An 18832-nucleotide genomic window follows, 5' to 3' on the forward strand; every position below is an offset into this window, starting at 1 on the left:
CTCGGCCACCCGGGATCCGTCGTGCCCGGTCTCAGTGCGCGGAAGGCACGTGCCGCAGCCACCAGGCCACGGTCGCCGGCGTCACCTTCGCGTCCACCACCAGAGGCCGATCGCGCGGCCCCGCGAGCCAGGACCCGACACCGGCGAGGTCGGCCGCGGTGCGCACGGTCAGCCCGGCGCAGCCGAATCCCCGCGCGATTGCGGCGATGTCGGTGTCGGGGAACGTCACCGCGTCGAGCGGATGTCCCTTGGGCCCGAAGTGGTGGACCTCGGCGCCGTACCCGCTGTCGTCGTAGACCACGACGAGGATGCCGAGCCGCAACCGCACCGCCGTCTCCAGATCGGCGATGCCCATGAGCGTGCCGCCGTCACCGAGCGCGGCGACGACCAGCTGTCCCGGCCGGGCGACGGCGGCGCCGATCGCCGTCGCGAGACCCAGCCCCACCGACTGGAACGACTGGGTGAACAGCAACTGCCCGGCGCGGGCGCAGGAGAGGAACATCGTCGGGAAGCCGACGAAGTGCCCGGAGTCGACGGCGACCGTGCGTTCGGCGGGCAGCAGGTCGTCCAGCGCGATCGTCAGCGCGCGCGGATCGATGCGGCCGCCGTCCGAGTCGTCGGAGAACGGGACGTCGCGCCACTTCCCCTCACGGGCGAGTCGCGCGGCGACCCCGGGATCCCGGTAGCCGGCCGGCACGTGCTCACGCCGGACGAGTTCGCGGGTCACCGCACGCGCCGTGGCCGCGACGTCGCCGAGAACACCGAGCGCGATGTCGGTGTGCCGGCCGAGCCGCTCCGGATCGACGTCGACCTGCGCCACCACCGCACCCTCGCCGAGCAGCGCGCCGTGCCGCAACGTCCACGAGTTCAGCCCGGCGCCCCAGCCGACGACCAGGTCCGCGGCACCGATCAGGTCCACCGCGGCGGGCGTGGCGAACCCGCCGCTCACGTCGAGGTCGAACGGGTCGCCGGCGAAGAGGCCGCGGGCGACCGCCGACGTCGCGAGCAACGCACCACCCCGTTCGGCCAGCGCCCGCAGCGCCTGCCCGGCGTTCGAGAGCCAGGCGCCCCGCCCGGCGACGAACACCGGACGCCGGGCCCGCGCGATCAGGTCGGCCAGGGCCTCGACCGCCTCGTCGGAGGCGGCGGGCGTGGTGGGCACGATCGGCGTCCTGGGCACCTCGCCGGACGGGAACGCCGCCGCCTGGACGTCGAGCGGCAGGTTCAGCACGACCGTCCGCCTCGTGTGCAGCGCCGTGCGCACGGCCCGGGCCAGGTCGTCCGCCGCCGTGTCCGGCGAGCCGATCCGGTCCGCCACCGCACCGACCGACCGGGCCAGCGCCGCCTGGTCGATCCGGAAGTTCGACCGCACCCCGCCCGCGCCCGTCTCGGCCGCGAGCACCAGCAGCGGCGTCCCGCTCTTGGCGGCCTCGGTGATGCCCGTGACGGCGTTGGTCAACCCGGGACCCTGGTGCAGCGACAGCACACCGAGCCTGCCGGTGGCGCGCGCGTAGGCGTCGGCCATGACCGCGGCCCCACCCTCGTGCCTCGCGGCGACGAACCGGGCGCCCGCGGCGACCAGCGCGTTGGTGATGTGGAAGTTCCCGCTGCCGACGACGCCGAACACCGCGTCGGCGCCGTACTTCACCAGGGTCGTGCCCAGCGCCTCCGCGACGTTCACACCGCACCCCCGTCGTGGCCGAGGAAACCGCGCCCGCTCTTGCGGCCGAGCACGCCGGCCGCCACGAGGTCGGTGAGGTGGCGTGCCGGTGCGGGCACGACCGGGGCGAACGCCGCGTGCAGCGACTCCTGGATGGCGAGTGCCACGTCGAGCCCGATGGTGTCGAGCAGTCTGAAGGGGCCCATGGGATGGCCGTGCGCCCCGGTGATCACGCGGTCCACGTCGGCGACCGCGACGTGGTGCCGTTCGACGGCCGCCACCGCGTTGTTCAGGTAGGGGAACAGCAACGCGTTGACGATGAACCCGGTGCGGTCCGCGCAGGCGACCGGCGTCTTGCCCAGTGCGCGGGTGAGCGCGAGCGCGCCGGCGACGACCTCGGGCGCGGTGAACAACGTCCGCACCACCTCGACGAGCCGCATCGCCGGGGGAGGGTTGAAGAAGTGCAGGCCCACCACGTCCTGCGGCCGGCCGGTGGCGGTCGCGCAGTCGAGCACGGACAGGCTGGAGGTCGTCGTCGCGAGCACGGCTCCCGGCCGGGCGATCGCGTCGAGCTCGCCGAACACCCGGCGCTTCACGCCGAGGTCCTCGGCGACGGCCTCGATCACCACGTCGCACCCGGCGATCGCGCCGAGCTCGGTCTCGCAGGTCAGCAGGTCGATCGCCGCCGCGAGGGCGTCCGGTGTGATCCGGCCCCGGCGCACCCGGCGGTCGAGCGAGCGCTCCACCGCCGCCCCGGCCTCCTTCGTGCGCAACTCGGTCCTGGCGACGAGGGTGGTGGCGAACCCGGACGTGGTGAGCACTTCGGCGATGCCGCGGGCCATGGTGCCCGAGCCGATGATCCCGATCCGTTCCGGCAGACGTGCCGAGGGTGCGGCGACCGGTGCGGTGGTGCTGTCGGGGGAGGTCCGGTAGTCGTGGAAACCCCGGCCGGTCTTGACTCCGAGCAGGCCGGCCGACGCCATCGCCGTCAGCAGCGGAGCCGGGCGGTGCTGGGGTTCCCCGGTGCGTTCGTGCAGTGCGGTGAGCGCGTCGAGCGCGACGTCCACGCCCATCCGGTCGAGCTGCGCGAGCGGCCCGACCGGCAGCCCGCACCCGAGCGTCATGGCCGTGTCGATGTCGTCGCGGGAGGCGTACCCCTCGCCGTACATCCTGGCCGCCGCGTTGAGGTAGCCGAGCCGCAGCCCGTGGCCGATCAGCCCGGGCCGGTCGTGGACGTCGACAGGGGTGCGGCCGAGTTCCCCGGCGAGTGCGCGGACGTCCGCGAGCACGTCGGCGTCGGTGACCGGGGTCCCGGCCAGCTCCACGACCGAGGCGTCCGGTCGTCCCGGCTCGCACAGGGTGAGCCCGACGGTGCGGGACATGCGGCCCGAGCGGGCGGCGATCTCCGTCACGGACAGGGTCATGGCGGTGGTGACGAAGACTGCGCCGGGCGGGCAGAGCGCGTGGGCCCGCGCGAGGACGTTCGTCTTGGTGTCCAGGCGCTCTGGCACCGCCTCGACGACCAGATCGGCCGGTGCCGCGGTGTCCATCCGGGTGGTGAGTTCGAGGCGGGCGAGCACCTCCTCCGCGTCGTTCGGCCGTGCGGCGCGGACGAGCCGTTCCAGTCGTTCGCCGGTCTCGGTCAGCGTGGCGGCGTCCGGCACCACGCCCACCACCCGCCGTCCGCTCGTGGCGAGCAGGACGGCGGTCGCGGCACCCACCGCGCCCAGCCCGACCACCCACACGGTCCTGAACCTGCCCTCCATGGGGGAGCACCTCCGCACCTCGTCGAGCCGGCAGCGGAACCGCGGCCGGGCCACCGCCGGGGTCACCGCCGCGGTACGGGAGCTCACCCGCGGCAGGTGCCCGAGCCTTCCGGACCGACCCTGCCGCCGTTGACGGCCGCGTCACAACCCCTATTCCAGGCCCCAGTCCGATTCCTGTTCCCGGTATCGGAAAAGCGCGCGCGGAAATGCGTTCACGGCACCGTCCGACGAGTGCCGGCGGAATTTCCGAGACGAACGAGTTCTTCGCGGCGGTGTTCGCTCCGGCATTCACCGGGGATGGCGGCGGTGCCCCCCGACGCCCTCGTCGTCGGCGCCGTGCCAGAACGCCGGCTCGTAGGGCGCGTCCGACACCAGCACGACCTCCTCGCGTTGCTGCGGCACCGCTGCGAACAGGTTGTTCAGCTCGTCCACGTCGATCGCGACCCGCTCGACGTCGTTGACGAGCCGCCGTACCCCGTGGTCGTGACCGGACCGCAGAGCGAGCCGCCGCACGTTCTCCCGCAGCCTCGCGACCAGGGTTCTCAACTCGCTGATCTCGTTCATCGTGTCCCGCGACCTCCCCGGAGTCCGAACCCCGAAAATGACAGCGGACGCAAAAACGGGCAACCCCTATCGCGAGTGCGACGGCGAAAGGATCCCCTGATCCCGAACGGTAGGGGTGGGGCCTCGCGGCTGTTCTCGCTATTGTCGGTCAGGCCACCGCAGAGCGTTCTCGTGCCATTTCCCGTTCAGGGCCCGATGCACAGGAGAGGTGACCATGAGCTCCTCCGTGGGCGTGCTCGGCACCGGTTCGTGCCTTCCCGACCGCGTCGTCACCAACGAGGAGATCGCGGACCTGGTTCCCGGCGCCACCCCGGAGTGGATCCTGAGCCGGACGGGGATCTCGACGCGCAGGTGGGCCCGGCCGGAGCAGGCCACGTCGGACCTCGCCGCGGTGGCCGCCGCCCGAGCGCTGCGACGGGCGGGCGTGCCACCGGACCGGATCACCCACCTGATTCTCGCGACCTCCACCGGCGACCACCCGCAACCCCCTACGTCGTGCCTGGTCCAGGACCTGATCGGCGCACGGGCGGCGGCCTGCGTCGACGTGAACGCGGTGTGCGCCGGCTTCGTGTACGCCCTGGACCTGGCCCGGTCGCTGGTGGCCACGAGACCGGGCGCGATCGCACTGGTGATCGGCGCGGACGTGTACTCGCGCATCCTGGACCTGACCGACCGCCGCACCGCCGTGCTGATGGGCGACGGCGCGGGTGCCGCGGTGGTCGGCGAGGTGCCCGAGCCCGGCGTCCTGGACAGCGAACTGATCAGCTTCGGCGAGTCGCACGACCTGATCAAGGTCGAGGCGGGCGGCAGCCGCGTTCCCACGACCGCCGACACGGTCGCCGCCGGCCTGCACCACTTCACCATGCGGGGAAGAGACGTCCGCGACTTCGTGATGAACACCCTCCCGCCACTGCTGGACGAGGTGGTCGGCAGGGCGGGCCTCACGTACGCGGACATCTCCTGCTTCGTCCCGCACCAGGCCAACGCCGCACTGCTGCGCGCCCTGACCGTCCACTGCGGACTGAAGGAGGCGCAGGCGCACATCACCGCCGACCGCTACGGCAACCTGGGCAGCGCCTCGGTCCCGGTGGCGCTGGACGACGCCGTGCGGTCCGGCCGGATCCGAACCGGTGACCTGGTGCTGCTGGCCGGCTTCGGTGGCGGCATGTCGGTCGGCACCGCCCTGCTGCGCTGGACGGCGTGAGGGATTCGCTGCCCCGCAGGCGTTCTGACGCTGTGCCGCCCGGAAAGTCATCGAGGTGTGGCCGCTGAGGATGCGGAGCTTTTTGTTCTGCGGTACGAGAACGTTGTGCTTCGTCGGCAGTTGACTGGTTCAGTTCGCGGGCACCTACGAGTGGAAGACGACCTACGAGCAGATCCTCGTCCACTCCTGACGCACGAACGCGAGGCCCCCGGTCTTCCCGTGGACCTGGGCCTCGCCCGTGTCAGGTCGCCTCGCGGCGGAAAACCCTTGCACCCCAGGCGATCGCTGCCCCAGCCATGCCCATCGCCACGAGGAAGCCCGTCAGCACGTTCGTCGTCGCGTAGTGGCCCAGGAACGCGTCGCGGATGCCGTCGACCACGTACCGCAGCGGCGTCAGGCGCGAGACGACATCGAGCCACGGCGGGGCCAGCGACATGGGCAGCAGGATGCCGGAGAGCAGCAACAACGGCACCGTGACGCTGTTCAGCAACGGGGCCAGGGACTCCTCGCTGCGCGTGGCCAGTCCGAACGTGTACGACAGGCTCGCCAGGCCCGCGGTCAGCAGGGCGATCAGCAGCACGCCGAGGATCGCGCCGAACACCGGTGCGCGCAGCCCGAACGGCACGGCGACCAGCAGCAGCACGCAGGACTGCCCGACCAGCAGCAGCACGTCCCGCAGCACGCGTCCCAGCAGCAACGCCAGCCGGCTGACCGGCGTCACGCGCATCCTCTCCACCACGCCGGAACGGACGTCGGCGATCACCGAGAACCCTACGAACGCCGCGCCGAACAACGCCAGCTGCACCAGCAACCCCGGGATGTACACGCGCCACGAATCGGCGCCCAGGTCGAGGCCCTGCAACAGCGGACCGAAGAACACCAGGTACACCACCGGTTGCACCAGTCCGACGACCAGCCACAGCGGGCCGCGCAACGACATCGCGAGCTGCCTGCGGAAGACCAGGTAGGTGTCGCGCATGATCACCCCACCACCACTCGGCCGGGAACGTCCAGCGAACGTCCTGTCACGGCGCGGAAGACGTCGTCCAGGGTCGGTTGGTGCAGTTCGGCGGACGCGACCTCGAAACCGGCGTCCTCCAGGACCCGCAACAACGAGACCAGGGCCCGCGAGCCGTCCGCGACGGTCAGGCGGACCGACGAGCCGGACACCTCGACGGAACGGACGAGCGGGTGCGACTCCAGCAACGAGACGCCGCCCGACACCTCGAAGGTGATCACGTCGCCGCGCAGCTGCCGCTTGAGTTCGGCGGGCGTGCCGGAGGCGACGACGGCGCCGTGGTCCACCACCAGCACGCGGTCGCACAACGCGTCGGCCTCGTCCAGGTAGTGCGTGGTCAGCACGACGGTGGTGCCCGTCAACGCCCGCAGGTGCGCCCACAGGTCGTCGCGGCTGGTCGGGTCCAGGCCGAGGCTCGGTTCGTCCAGCAGCAGCAACTCGGGGGAGTGCACCAGACCCAGGGCGATGTCCAGCTTGCGGCGCTGCCCGCCGGACAACGTCGCGACGAGCCGACGCTCCAAACCGGACAGTCCGAAGACCTCGCACAGTTCGAGGGCGCGGGAACGCGGGACGCGGTAGAGGTCGGCCTGGAACTCCAGCTCCTCCACGACCCGGCAGCGCGGTTCGGTGCCGCCGGTCTGCGCCACGTAACCGATGCGCGACCGCACCAGTGAGGCCTCCGTCACCAGGTCCGCTCCCGCGACCACGGCAGTGCCGGAGGTGGGGCGCAGCAACGTGGTCAGCATCCGCATGGTGGTCGTCTTGCCCGCGCCGTTGGGGCCGAGCAGGCCGACCACCTCACCCGCCGCGACGTCGAGATCCACGCCGCGCACGGCTTCCACGTCGCCGAACGACTTGCACAGGCCGCGTGCGGAGATCACCCGGTCACCACCCCACGGCGACGGCGGCGACCAGATCGCGCTTGTGCGTGATGGACACACTCACACCGCTGATCCCGGCCCGCGCCGCCGCGTCCGAGGCGGTGCCGGACAACGTCACGCACGGCTCACCGCCCGCCGCCCGCGTCACCTCGATGTCGTGCGGCACCACGCCCTGGAACAACCCGTGGCCCAGCACCTTGAGCACCGCCTCCTTCGCGGAGAACCGGCCCACCAGGAACTCGGCCCGCCGGGTCGCGGCCAGTCCGTCGGCGTGCGCGAGTTCGGCCTCGGCGAAGACGAAGTGGCGGAACCACTCGCGGCGCAGCAGCGAGTCCAGCTCGTCCAACGCGGTCAGGTCAACGCCCAGCTTCACCGGTCTCGCCCTCCCCGAAGAAGTCGCGCTTGAGCAGCCCCTGGAACACCGAGAGCCGGTGCAGGTTCGACGTGCCCTCCATGAACTCGAACGCGCGCAGGTCGCGGTAGACCTTCTCGAGCCACGGGTGCTCGATCAGCGACGCGGGGCCGAGCAGTTCGGCGGCCAGCCTGGTCACCTGCTCGCCGAGCTGGGCCGCGCGCATCTTGACCAGGCCGATCCGGTGCGGGTTCACCACACCCCGGTCGATGTCGGCCGCGACCTCGAGGATCATCCGCCGCACGGCCGCCACGCGGTCGAAGACGCCCTGCACCCGCAGCTCGTTCCAGCGCGACAGCACGGGTTTGTGCTCGGACAGGTAGTCGCACGCCGCCTGGGTGAGGCCGAGCGTCATGGCGGCGAGGCCAGGCCGGAAGCGCAGCAACGCGTGCAGGGCGCCGTAGACACCGCGCCTGCTGGGCGGGCGCTGCCGGCCGAGCACGCGGTTGGCGGGAATGCGCACGTCGTCGAACCGCAGCGCGCTGATCCGCGCACCGCGCAGGCCGATCATGGGCAGCAGTTCGGCGTGGAACCCGGCCGCGGCCGGGTCGACGATCACCGCCTCGATGCCCCACGGTCCGGGCGCGCGGCGGCAGAACACCACGCCGATCTGGGCCCGCGCGCCGTTGCCGACGTAGCGCTTCTGGCCGTTCAGCACCCAGTCGTCGCCGTCCGGGGTGAGCGTGGTCTCCAGCTCCAGCGCCGCGGAACCCTTGCCGGGTTCGGTCAGTCCGAAGAACGTCCACACAGGACCGCCGCCGAACCGGCCGAAGAAGTGCTCGCGCTGCTCGTCGTCGCCGAGCTCCCTGACCACGTCCCGGGACAGCCCGGCGCCGGGACCGGCGAGGATCGGGCCGGGGTCGCCGTGCGACAACGCCTCCAGCACCACGCACAACGCCGTGCAGGTGGGCTCGAACGACTCGATCGACGACGGGGCGCGGAACTCCGGCGGCGTGAAGACCTGGTCCAGCACGGAGAACGCGGGCAGGTGCAGGAAGTCGGTGATGGAGTCGGGGTTCCGGTCGAGCGCCAGGCCGACGTCGCGCAGCGCCGGGGCCACCTCGCGGCAGTGCGCGCGCAGCCGGAGCAGCGGGGCGTCCAGCAGGTCGTCCCGGGTCAGCAGGCTCGTCATTCGCTCTCCTGGTGCAGGTAGACGTTTCCGGTGACCTCGGCGAGGTGCAGGTCGCCGCCGGGGCCGGACACGAGGAAGCTGCTCGCGCCGAGCAGGCTCAGCAGCAGCCGGCCCGCGTCGACCAGGCCGAGGTGGGCGCGCCACCGTTCGTGCGGGTCGGCGGTGGGCAGCGCGGCGTTCTCCCGCACCTCGATCGCCACGTCGGCGAGCGCCGTCTGCACGAGCTGGCGGTCGAGCAGCGGCGAGCCCTGCGACGTGCGTCCGCCGAGGTGGGTCATGGCGTGGTCGAGGCCCTGCCGCAACAGGTCGCGGTGCAGGCCGAGCAGGCCGGTGGCGAACCGGTCCAGCGACTCGCCGTCCGACGGCGTGCCGCGGCCGACGCCGAGACCGAATCGGTGCAACGGGTGGTCGGGCGAGCTGATCCTGTTCGAGGAGGCGAGCGCGACCCCACTGGGCGCGGTCACCAGGACGTCGCCGTGCAGGCGGTCGAGCTCTGCCGCGTAGGAACTCATGTGGTGCCTTCCTGACTGGCACGGCGCAGCAGCGCCGCGTGACTTCGCCCGGTGCGCGGATCGGTGTCGCACAGGACGAGTGCGTCGTGGGTCTGTGCCCACTCCTCGTGGTGGCGGGCCAGTGCCAGCCACACGCTGGTGCAGTACGAGCCGGGCGGAACGCGGTGCACCGGCAGGTCCGGCAGTTCACCGGCGAACGGGCCGGCGACCACCAGCGGCCGTTCGCCCGCGACGGTCGCGGACACCAGCCTCACCAGGTCGCCGGACGCCGGTGGCAGGGCCGCGATCTCCCACGGCCCACCGCCGCCGAGCACCAGCACGGCGGCGGTGTCGGCCAACCCGCCGCGGGCCAGCGGCTCGTCGTTGCCGAACGTGCCCTGCTCGACCACGACGACCGCGCCCACCGTGCACCGGCCGGAGCGGTGGTAGGCCGCCGCGACCCGCAACGCGGTGAACGGCGCGCGCAGACCTTGTTCGGAGATCGCGAAGTTCTCCGACCCGCCCCCGAGCAGCTTGTCGACGTGGCCGCCGATCGAGCGGAACGGGTAGTGGTCGGGCAGACCGTGCGCGACCACCACCAGTTCCGGCTTCGGCGGCACCGGCAACCGCTCCAGCGCCTCTGCGGCCAGTTCCTGGAACAGCACTCCGGTGCCGCGCGCGAGCCGTTCGGCGTCGAACTCGACACCGAACGGGGCCATCAGGTCGCGCTGGTACGACAGCAGCCATTCGTCGGGCACGTACGGGTTGCGGTGCGTGGCGACCACCGCGCTCGCCGCCGTCAGGGTCAGCATCACACCGCGACGTCGAGGTTGGCCTCGAGGTAGTCGGCGAGCGTGCCCACCGTGCGGAAGTTCTCCATCTGCAACGACTCCGGGTCGACCTCGATGCCGGTGTGGTCCTCCAGCGCCATCAGCAGCGTGAGCACCGACGTCGAGTCGAGGTGCAGGTCCTCGAACAACCTGGTGTCCTCCGTCGCGTCGGAGTAGTCGCGCTGCATCACCTCGGTGAGAGCGTTCGTAATCGTCTTGAGCACCGTCAGCCTGTCCATTGTGGAGACTCCTTATCCGAGCTGGATGAGTTGCTGCTTGCCCAGCAGGTCTTCCGCCGTGTCACGCCGCCGCACCAGGTGCGGGGTGCCGTCGAGCACGAGTACCTCGGCGGGGTAGCCGTGGCTCAGGAACAGGCCGGGGGAGGCCGACGGGCCGTACGCGCCGGACCGCTCGACGCCGAGCAGGTCGCCGGGACGGACCTCCGGCAGCGCGACCTGCTTGGCCACCACGTCGTTCGGCGTGCACAGCGGTCCGGTGATGTTGTACGGCCGGTGCGCGGGCTCCTCGTAGCGGGTCAGCGATCGCACCGGGAAGTTGCGCTTGACGAAGCTGCCGATGCCGACCGCCGCCATGTGGTGGTTGGTGCCGCCGTCGGCGACCACGAACCACTCGCCCATGGACTCCTTGACGTACCTGGCCCGCACGACGTACGTGCCGCACCAGCCCACGAGGTATCGGCCGAGTTCGGTGATGACGCGGCTCGAGTTCCGGCCGAGGAAGTCCGCGACCGCCGCGTTGACGCCCAGCGCCAGCGCCTCGACGTCGAGGTCCTTCTCGTTCTCGAAGTACGGCACGCCGAACCCGCCGCCGACGTCCACGGTCTCCAGGTCGAACCCGAGTTCGGCGGACAGTTCCTCGGCGGCGGCCAGGATGCCTCGGGTGTTCTCCACGACGTTGCTCGCGTCGAGGATCCGGGTGCCCATGTATCCGTGCACGCCCATCACCCGCACGTGCTTCAACGACCGCAGGAACGAGCCCGACCGCATCAGCACGGCCTGGTCGATGCCGAACTGCCGGGGCTTGCCGCCCATCGACAGCCGGGCGCCCTTCGCGGTGAACGACGGGTTGACCCGCAGCATCACGTCGACGCCGCCGGGAACGGCCATGTCGTTGAGCTGCTCCACTTCGTCCAGCGACTCGCACACCACGGCGTGCACGCCCATCTCCACGCACGCCCGCAGTTCCTCGGCCGACTTGCCCGGCCCGAGGAACAGGATGTCGCGAGCCTCGGCGCCGGCCCGGTGCGCGGTGATCAGCTCGACCAGCGACGAGACCTCGATGCCCGCGCCGAGCGAGCGCAGCACCGCGCAGACGCTGATGTTGGGATTCGCCTTGGCGGAGTACAGGATGTCGATCCGCGGGTCGAGCAGGTCCCGCAGTGACCGGTACACCTCGCGCAGCACGTCGCCGTCGTAGACGTACAGCGGCGTGCCGAACTCGGCGGCGAGCGCGCTGATGGGAAGTCCCTGCACTGCGAACTCTTCGGTCACAACGTCTCCAGTGCGGTAGTGGTTGCGGCGTCCAGCGCCTCCAGCGCGGCCCGATCTCGCGCGAACGACATGGTGTAGAGCCGTCCTGCGGCCGCCGTGCCGAAGCACGTCACCACGACGCCCGGCGGCAGCACCCGGCGGACGTCGGCGAACCCGCTGTCGCCGATCGGGTAGTGCCTGGCCAGACACGTGTGGCCGGGCGGGACCAGCCGTTCGACGACGCCACCCTGGTAGGTCGACATGTTCAGCCGCGCGTTGATCTCCAGCACCGGGTGCAGAACCTCGTCCGCGCCGACGATCGCGTCCACGCCCGCCACGCCGTGGAACCCGTCGCGGTGCAGTTGCGTGCCGACGACACGGGCCGCGTGGCGGAGTTCCTCGTGCTGCGCATCGCTGAGTTCGGCGGGCATGATGTGTCCCTTGTGGACACCCTGTTCGGTGAGGGCCTGCTTGACGAAGTCGAACGTCACCGAGCCGTCCCGCGCGACGGTGAACTGGTAGTTGAGGTCGCACCGCTTCGGCAGCCAGTGCTCGACCACGACGTGCAACCGGTCGTCGCCGGTGCGGGCCGCCCGGCGGTGCACCAGCTTGAGCAGCCCCTTCACCTTGATCGGCGAGTCGAGCACCACCAGTCCCTTGCCGGACACGCCGTACGAGTCCTTCACCACGACCGGTTCGGTGACGTCGGCGAGGATCGCGTCGAGTTCGGCGACGGTTTCGACGGTGTGGCCTGGAACGGGCCGCAGTCCGGTGCCGTCTACCAGCCGGCGGCTGTAGATCTTGCCGTTGACGCGTTCGAACACGTCCGCCACCGGCACGGCCAGTTCGATCCCGGCGGCGTCGGCGAGCTTCTCCTCGTCCACCGTCGTGCCCATCGGGAGGAGTTGCCTGCCGTGCAACGCCTTGAGCAGTTCCGGGGACGCGATGGCGTTCTCCGTCGTGGAACCGCCGGTGCGTTCCGGCACGAGCACCTGGGGCAGCGCGAATCCGAGTTCCTCCGCGTACCGGCGGAAACCGGGGTCGAGGTCGTGCGACGCGATCAGCACGTCGTCCGGCCCGGCCAGCAGCGCGCCGAGCTGTTCCATCCGGCGCACGACGTCCGTGGACGCCGACACGGCCGCCGCGGGCAGGCCGACGTAGTTCGTCGCCCACCTGGCCTCCGCCTCGAAGTTGCACACCAGCGCGAGCGGCGTCGTGGCGGAACCGGTCAGCGCGGACTTGATGGCCCGCAGGTAGTCGCTTGTCATCTGCCACCCCTGTGCTCGATCACCATCGCGGCGTAGGTGGCGCCGAGACCGACCGACGTGAGCAGGTACAGCCCGCCGTCGATCAGCCGGCCCTCGTCGCGCAGCGTGGCGTAGTTGAGGAACGGGTCCGCGCAGCAGCAATGGCTGTAGCGCGGGATGTTGTCGAAGTACGCCTTCGACCGGGCGACGCCGATCTCGTCCAGCGTCCGCTGCCACAGCAGCCTGCTCACGTTGTGCGGCACCAGCATCGTGATGTCGCCCAGCGCGACGCCGGCCCGTGCGACGGCGTCGTTCACCGCGTCGGCGAGGATGGCGACGTAGTTGTCGTTGAACTCCTTCACCAGGTCCTCGGCGAGGTACACGCCGTCGGACAGCAGCACCTGCGTTCTCGTGGCGTAGGACCGCACGACGTCGCCGGTACCGCCCGCGCTGACGAGGCACGCGGTCGACGCCTCGCCGAGGATCGTCGTGTTGTTGACGACCCGGAACCGCGCGGTGACGGGCTTCTCGCCGGTGAGGACGAGTGCGCGGGCGTCCGGGTCGTCCTCGGCGCGCAGCAGTTCGCCCGCGACGTCGATGGCGGCCAGTCCGCTCGCGCAGTGCTGCTGCGTGATCGCGAACGCCTCCGCGTCCGGCAACCCGAGCGCCTGCCGGATCACGTCCGACGCGTCGATGGTCGACGGCGTCACGTCCAGCACGGTGTGCGCGTACAGGACGTACCTGATCACCCCGGGATCCGGCAGGTGCTTGACGATCTGCTCACCGGCGGCGGCGACGAGGCTGAACACGTCGATCGCCGGGTCGTCGCGCACCTGGTCGAACCCGTGCAGGTTGCGGAACATCCGCACGACGTACTTGCCCAGGCCGAGCCGTTCGCCCAACTCCTCGATCGGCACCGACCGGTCCGGCGTGTAGGCGGCGATCCGCTCCAGCGTGGTGATCCGACTCGGCATGGGGCGGAACGCTAGGTCGGGAAGGCCCTGCCCAGCATCAGGGCGCACCCTGCATCTGACCCTTCAAGGGTTTCAGCAGGCAGTCGAACTCGGGCCCGTCCCCGGCGAACGCCGTGCGCGCGACCGGCGACCAGCCCCAGCGCAGGTAGGCCGAGCGGGCCGGCTCGTTGCCGGGCTGCACGCAGATCAGGCCGCGTTCCTCGGGACGGTGGACGAGGAAGTCGTCGTGCAGGGTGCGGGCGATCCCGTTGCCGCGCCACCGCCTCCGCACCATGATCTCCTGGATGAACACGGTGCGGCTGCCGGTCTCCTCGGTGACATCTGGCGGCAGCTCGTCTTTCAACGGCGTCCACCAGCGGGTCCAGCGCGGCAACGCCCAGCCGTAGAGGTACCCGGCGAGTTCGCCGCCGTCGAACGCGGCGACCAGCTCGAACCCCGGCTGGCGCAGCGCCACGACGAGCCGGTCGCGGAACCGTTCGTCGGAGAAGTAGTCGATGCCCGCGAACCGGGGTTCGCGGTGCACCTCGCCGTGCACGGCGACGAGTTCGTCGAGCAGTTCGCGAGCGTCCGGGCGGCGCACGGTCAAGACGGTCATGGCGCTGATCGTGTCCCCGCTCGGTGCCCTCGGCTACCCGCAACGGCGCCAATGCAGGGTTTCACCCCATGCTGCGCGCCGATCCGCTGTCTAGCGTGCGCGGGATGGGACAACTCGAGGTGGAGTTCACCGGATCACGCGAGGGTTCAGGGCCCGTCACTCTGGGACAGGCCAACGTGCTGGAGTGGATCGGCGCGCAGGAGCAGGAGCGCTCCGACATCCTGTGTCGTTTCGTGCCCGTGCCCGAAGGCATCGGGCTGGAGGACGTCCGGGAGTCGCTGGTCGTGCTGCTCGCACGGCACGAGTCGTTGCGCACCACCGTCCAACCCGGTCCGCGGGCGGTTCAGACCGTCGCGCGTTCGGGCACGCTGGTCGCGGAGATCCACGAGGGCGACTCCGAACCCGCGCTGCGCGAACGGATCGCAGGCACGCGGTTCGACTTCGGCCGCGACCTCCCGTTGCGGGTGGCGATCTCCACCCGGGACGGCGTACCGCACGTGGTGGCGCTCGCGTTGTCCCATCTCGCCGCGGACTTCGCGAGCATGGAACTGCTGGCCGGGCAGTTCGGGCGGATGCTCGCCGATCCGGCCGCGCGTTCCGCCGGCGCGGTCTCGGTGCAACCACTGGACCAGGCCGAACACGAGTCGCAACCACCGGCCCGCCGCCGGGCGGAGTCGGCGCTGCGGTTCTGGGAGACCCAGTTGCGACGCATGCCGCAGGCGATGTTCTCGCACCCGCCGCTCGGTCCGGCGGGGTGCCGGGAGGGGTACCTGAAGTCGCGCGCGGCGGGCCTCGTGCTGCCGTCGCTGGTGGCGCGCACGGGTGTCAGCCACTCGACGGTGCTGCTGGCGATGGCGGCGACGCTGCTGGCGGTGCGCACCGGCAACCCGCTCGGCGCGCTGGTGTCCATCTGCGGCAACCGGTTCCGGCCGGGCATGACGTCGTACGTCGGCACGATCGCGCAGGACGCCCTGGTGCCGTTCGAACTCGGTTCGTCCACTGTGGACGACGTGGTGCGCGGGGTGCGGCTCGCGACCATGAACGCCTACCGGTACAGCCAGTTCGACGCGCGGAGGCTCTGGCCGGTGATGGACGCGGTGGCCGACGAGCGCGGCACGCGGTTCCAGCGCGACTGCGTCTTCAACGACGTCGGCGCGCACCAGGAGGACCGCGTGGCCGACTCGGCCGCGCCGGACCTGGTGGAGGTGACAGCGGCGCTGGCGGACACGGGCTTCCAGTGGCTGCCCGCGTCCTCCTACCCGGTGGCCTGCTACTTCACCGTGATCCGGGCCGGCCGCGACGTGGAGCTCGCGCTCTACGGCGACACCCGGTACCTGCCGGAGGCGGGCATCGAGGCGTTCCTGCGCGGAGTGGAGGCGCTGGTCGTCGCCTCGGCGGAGGGGCCGGTACCGGTGGCGGACGTCGCCGCGCTGACCGGGATCAGGCCGGTCGAGCGCGGCGCCGGGTGGGTGTACCGGGACGCGTGCTGGGTGGAAGTCGCCGCGGTGCAACGGTTGCTGGACGACGTGGTGAGCGGCCCGGCCCGCGTCTTCGACCACGACGGGGAGGTGGTCGCGTACGTCGCCGAGCCGGTGACGCCCCGCGAGCTGCACCTCAGGTGCCTGGCCGCGTTGCCCGGCCGCTACACGACCGTTGCGCCCAACCGGTACGTCGTGGTGTCCCGCGCTCCGCTGGATCTCACCGATCGGGCGGCGTGGACCGCGCAGCCGGTGGTGGCGGCGGGAACGGGCCGGTCAGCCGGCATCGCGTGACGCGACCCGCTGCGCGACCCCGACCCGCGACTTGACGTCCAGCTTCGTGAACACCCGCGCGAGGTGCGCCTCCACCGTCTTGACCGACAGGAACAGCTTCGTGGCGATCTCCCGGTTCGTGAGCCCGGCCGCCACGAGTCCGGCCACCTCGCGCTCCCGTCCGGACAACGCGTCCACGGTGCCCGCCACCTCCGGCCGGCGCGGCCGGGGAGACCGGGCACCGAGCCTGCTCTCGCTGTTGCGGACCGACGCGAGCAACCAGCTCGCGTCGCACGCCGCGTAACCTTCCTTGGCCCGCCCGAACCCCGCCCGGGCACCCTGCAGATCACCCGCAGTGGCAAGGCTTTCCGCGCCCAGCGCGTACGCCATCGCGACGTGCAGGGGAGAACCGGCGCACGTGAACCACTTCGCCGCCGTCTCGGCCTCCGCGACCGCCGCCGGCAGCTGCCCGCAGTGGGCGAGCACACGGGTGCGGGCGAGGTGAGCCAGACCCCGGTGGAACGGCAGATCCAGCGCGGAAGCCAGTCCCAGCGCCTGTTCGGACAACTCCAGCGCCTCGTCCCACGACCGCAGCGCCGCCTTGGCCACGGCGAGCGACGAGCACCAGTGCACCGCCGCGAGATCGGCCGTCTCGGGCCCGAGGTGCCCGGCCACCCTGGTGACGACACCGGCGGGCCGATCGGCGAGCAGCTCCGCCGTGACGACCGCCGCGTCCGCTTCGGCCGCCCACCAGGCGGAACTGGGCGACGAGGTGCTCGCGAGTTCCAGCGCGGCGTGCGGGCCCAGTTGCCACAGGGCGGTCCGCAGCCGCACCGCCGTGGCCATCGCCATCAGTTCCGGGCTGCCGATGGCCGCCGCGGCGTCGTACGCGTCCAGAGCGTCCTGCCACGCCACGTCCAGCCGCCCGGTCCGTTCCGCCAGCGCCGAACCGGAGATCAACAGGTACGGCACGACGTGCGCCCGGCCGCTGCCACGAGCGATCTCCTTGCCCCGCGCGAGGTGCCGCGCCGCGTTGCCGTAGTGCTCCAGGTGCAGCTCCAGCAACGCCAGCGGCGGCAGCACGTGCAAGTGATCCCGCAACTCGGCGTCGCCCAGCCCGTCCACCCCGCGCGCCGCCTCGGCCAGCCGTTCCCGCGCGCACGGCACGTCCCCCTGCACCAGCGCGGCCAGTCCCTGCAACGTGGTCCCCGCCGCGACCTGCCCCCGGTCGCCGGTGACCAGTCCGTCCTCGGCGGCGTCCCTGGCGTGCCGCGCGCACGCCACCAGATCGCCCTGCAACAACGCGGCCGCCGCCAGTTCCACCACCAGGGGCCCACTGCCCTCGCCGCCCGCACGCAGTTCGGCCTCCAGCAACGCCCGCGACTCGTCCAGCCGCCCGAGCAGCCGATCGGTCACCGCGTACAGCCGCACCGCCTCACGCCGTTGCCCACCGGCACTGTCCAGCACACCGTGGAGGATCTCCCTGCTTTCCAAGGGGCGTTCGCTCAGCGCCACCGCCCTCGCCAGCGACACCACCAGTTCCGCCCGCCGGGGATGCGTTCCCGGCAGCATCCGCACCGCCGTGCGCAACCAGTCCGCCGCACATCCCGGCGCTGTCTCCACCACGACGGCCGCCGCGTCCAGCAACGTCTCCGCCGCGTCCTGGTCACCGGCACCGGCCCTGCTCAGATGATGTGCGCGCAGCACCAGCGCGCCCTGCCGAGCCCGCACGTGCTCCTCGGCCCGCCGATGCGCGACGATCCGCCAGGCGGGCCCCGCCGACTGGTAGGCGGCGGCACGCACCAGCGGGTGCCGAAACCGGAACCGCGCGCCCACGGTGTGCAGCACGCCGATCGCCACGAGCTCGTCGAGGCCCCTGATCACTTCGCTCTCCGGCCTGTCGACGATGCCCACGACCAGATCCAGCTCGGCCGGATCACCCGCCACGGCGGCGGCGTGCGCGATGAGCCGCCGGTCGTCGTTCAACGTCCGCAACTCCGAGGTCAGCAACGCGCGCAACCGCCGCGGCATGTCCTCGGGATCACCGCGATCAGGCGCGGCCAGCGCAGCGAGAGTCCGTTCGTCGGCGGCCGCCAGAGCGTCGAGGTACAACGGGTTTCCGCCGGTGAGGGCCACCAGCGACCTTCTTCGCCGCACAGGCAGGTCCGGCAGCAGCTCCGCCACCGCCTCCTCGTCGAGCGGCGCCGGTGCCAGCCGCGTCACGGCGGCCCGCGTCCGCGCCAGCGCACCGGGCAGCCCCGGCGGCACCCGATGCCCCTGGTACGTGACGGCGACCAGCAACGGCGCCACCGGCAGGTCCAGCAGCAGGTTCTCCACCCACTCCTGCGACGCCTCGTCCGCCAGGTGCAGGTCGTCCAGCAGCAGCGCGAGCCCCGGCGGCGTGGCCCGCCGCCGCAGCACCTGCCGGACCACCCGGCGCGCTTCCGGGCTGGAGCCGATCGCCGCGACGACCGAGGAGATTTCCTCGTCGGCCTCGACGATCCCCAGGCGGCCACCGTTCCCGTATTCCCCGGCCCGCCCCAATACCAATTCAATTGAGTGGTCTTCAACCATTCGGGCTAGCACGTCGAGTAATCTGGTCTTGCCGATTCCGGTTTCGCCGTAGATCTCGACCACCTGCGGAACTCCGGCCGCGACACGTGCCACCACCTGGCGCAACGCTTCGACGTCAGACCGTCTGCCCACAATCGTCGACCTGGCGTCCAACACGATGTCTCCCGCGTTCGGCAATTCCACTCAAATGCGAACGCGTCGATGCTATGTCGGCGAATCGGGACCGTCGATCAGCTCATCGGA

General features: G+C 71.7%; 17 protein-coding genes. 2 read left to right on the forward strand and 15 right to left on the reverse strand.

Translation table 11 applies throughout. The features are described from left to right. Positions 1 to 31: 31 nt before the first annotated feature. The 3 genes from JNUCC0626_RS08120 to JNUCC0626_RS08130 all read right to left on the reverse strand — a co-directional run bounded on the left by JNUCC0626_RS08120 (position 32) and on the right by JNUCC0626_RS08130 (position 3990). Positions 32 to 1681, reverse strand: coding sequence for a thiamine pyrophosphate-binding protein (locus tag JNUCC0626_RS08120; RefSeq protein ID WP_394619051.1), 1650 nt, complete (start codon positions 1679 to 1681; stop codon positions 32 to 34). Beyond that, entirely contained in the window at positions 1678 to 3426 is a 1749-nt protein-coding gene (locus JNUCC0626_RS08125) for a 3-hydroxyacyl-CoA dehydrogenase family protein (RefSeq protein ID WP_394619052.1), read from the reverse strand. Before JNUCC0626_RS08125 ends, JNUCC0626_RS08120 begins: the two co-directional genes overlap by 4 nt. Positions 3427 to 3714: 288 nt before the next feature. Continuing rightward, positions 3715 to 3990, reverse strand: coding sequence for a hypothetical protein (locus JNUCC0626_RS08130; RefSeq protein WP_394619053.1), 276 nt, complete (start codon positions 3988 to 3990; stop codon positions 3715 to 3717). A gap of 214 nt (positions 3991 to 4204) precedes the next feature. Here JNUCC0626_RS08130 and JNUCC0626_RS08135 point away from each other — a divergent pair, with 214 nt between their 5' ends. Further along, a complete protein-coding gene (locus JNUCC0626_RS08135; protein WP_394619054.1) occupies positions 4205 to 5194 on the forward strand; it encodes a 3-oxoacyl-ACP synthase III family protein in 990 nt (329 codons plus the stop codon). A gap of 241 nt (positions 5195 to 5435) precedes the next feature. Here the strand turns inward: JNUCC0626_RS08135 and JNUCC0626_RS08140 are convergent, their stop codons facing one another. From JNUCC0626_RS08140 to JNUCC0626_RS08190, 11 genes are read right to left on the reverse strand one after another with little or no spacing between them, the layout of a single operon-like run. Continuing rightward, positions 5436 to 6173, reverse strand: a complete 738-nt coding sequence (locus tag JNUCC0626_RS08140; RefSeq protein ID WP_394619055.1) for an ABC transporter permease — start codon at positions 6171 to 6173, stop codon at positions 5436 to 5438. A 2-nt stretch (positions 6174 to 6175) separates the two neighbouring features. Further along, entirely contained in the window at positions 6176 to 7093 is a 918-nt protein-coding gene (locus JNUCC0626_RS08145) for an ATP-binding cassette domain-containing protein (RefSeq protein ID WP_394619056.1), read from the reverse strand. 4 nt (positions 7094 to 7097) lie between these two features. Beyond that, positions 7098 to 7466, reverse strand: coding sequence for a holo-ACP synthase (locus tag JNUCC0626_RS08150; protein WP_394619057.1), 369 nt, complete (start codon positions 7464 to 7466; stop codon positions 7098 to 7100). Beyond that, positions 7450 to 8637 (reverse strand): acyl-CoA dehydrogenase family protein, encoded by a 1188-nt coding sequence (locus JNUCC0626_RS08155; RefSeq protein WP_394619058.1) that lies wholly within the window; start codon positions 8635 to 8637, stop codon positions 7450 to 7452. Before JNUCC0626_RS08155 ends, JNUCC0626_RS08150 begins: the two co-directional genes overlap by 17 nt. Further along, the gene (locus JNUCC0626_RS08160; protein ID WP_394619059.1) at positions 8634 to 9149 is read right to left on the reverse strand and encodes a hypothetical protein; all 516 of its coding nucleotides are present in this window, start codon (positions 9147 to 9149) and stop codon (positions 8634 to 8636) included. Before JNUCC0626_RS08160 ends, JNUCC0626_RS08155 begins: the two co-directional genes overlap by 4 nt. Continuing rightward, a complete protein-coding gene (locus tag JNUCC0626_RS08165) occupies positions 9146 to 9940 on the reverse strand; it encodes a hypothetical protein (protein WP_394619060.1) in 795 nt (264 codons plus the stop codon). The genes JNUCC0626_RS08160 and JNUCC0626_RS08165 overlap by 4 nt, the downstream gene beginning before the upstream one ends. Then, positions 9940 to 10197, reverse strand: coding sequence for an acyl carrier protein (locus tag JNUCC0626_RS08170; protein WP_363759829.1), 258 nt, complete (start codon positions 10195 to 10197; stop codon positions 9940 to 9942). Before JNUCC0626_RS08170 ends, JNUCC0626_RS08165 begins: the two co-directional genes overlap by 1 nt. Positions 10198 to 10209: 12 nt before the next feature. Then, entirely contained in the window at positions 10210 to 11469 is a 1260-nt protein-coding gene (locus JNUCC0626_RS08175) for a diaminopimelate decarboxylase (RefSeq protein ID WP_394619061.1), read from the reverse strand. Continuing rightward, entirely contained in the window at positions 11466 to 12716 is a 1251-nt protein-coding gene (locus tag JNUCC0626_RS08180) for an ATP-grasp domain-containing protein (RefSeq protein WP_394619062.1), read from the reverse strand. The genes JNUCC0626_RS08175 and JNUCC0626_RS08180 overlap by 4 nt, the downstream gene beginning before the upstream one ends. Continuing rightward, complete coding sequence (locus tag JNUCC0626_RS08185) at positions 12713 to 13669, reverse strand: 3-oxoacyl-[acyl-carrier-protein] synthase III C-terminal domain-containing protein (protein WP_394619063.1); 957 nt, start codon at positions 13667 to 13669, stop codon at positions 12713 to 12715. The genes JNUCC0626_RS08180 and JNUCC0626_RS08185 overlap by 4 nt, the downstream gene beginning before the upstream one ends. 37 nt (positions 13670 to 13706) lie before the next feature. Further along, positions 13707 to 14264 carry a GNAT family N-acetyltransferase gene (locus JNUCC0626_RS08190; protein ID WP_394619064.1) on the reverse strand — a complete coding sequence of 186 codons (558 nt, stop codon included), beginning with the start codon at positions 14262 to 14264 and terminating at the stop codon, positions 13707 to 13709. Positions 14265 to 14368: 104 nt separating this feature from the next. Between JNUCC0626_RS08190 and JNUCC0626_RS08195 the strand changes: the two genes are divergently transcribed. Further along, a complete protein-coding gene (locus JNUCC0626_RS08195) occupies positions 14369 to 16036 on the forward strand; it encodes a condensation domain-containing protein (protein WP_394619065.1) in 1668 nt (555 codons plus the stop codon). Here the strand turns inward: JNUCC0626_RS08195 and JNUCC0626_RS08200 are convergent. Beyond that, complete coding sequence (locus tag JNUCC0626_RS08200; RefSeq protein ID WP_394619066.1) at positions 16019 to 18772, reverse strand: ATP-binding protein; 2754 nt, start codon at positions 18770 to 18772, stop codon at positions 16019 to 16021. The genes JNUCC0626_RS08195 and JNUCC0626_RS08200 overlap by 18 nt on opposite strands. Positions 18773 to 18832 lie beyond the last annotated feature (60 nt).

It is taken from the genome of Lentzea sp. JNUCC 0626 (assembly GCF_043632865.1).
GTDB lineage: Bacteria > Actinomycetota > Actinomycetes > Mycobacteriales > Pseudonocardiaceae > Lentzea.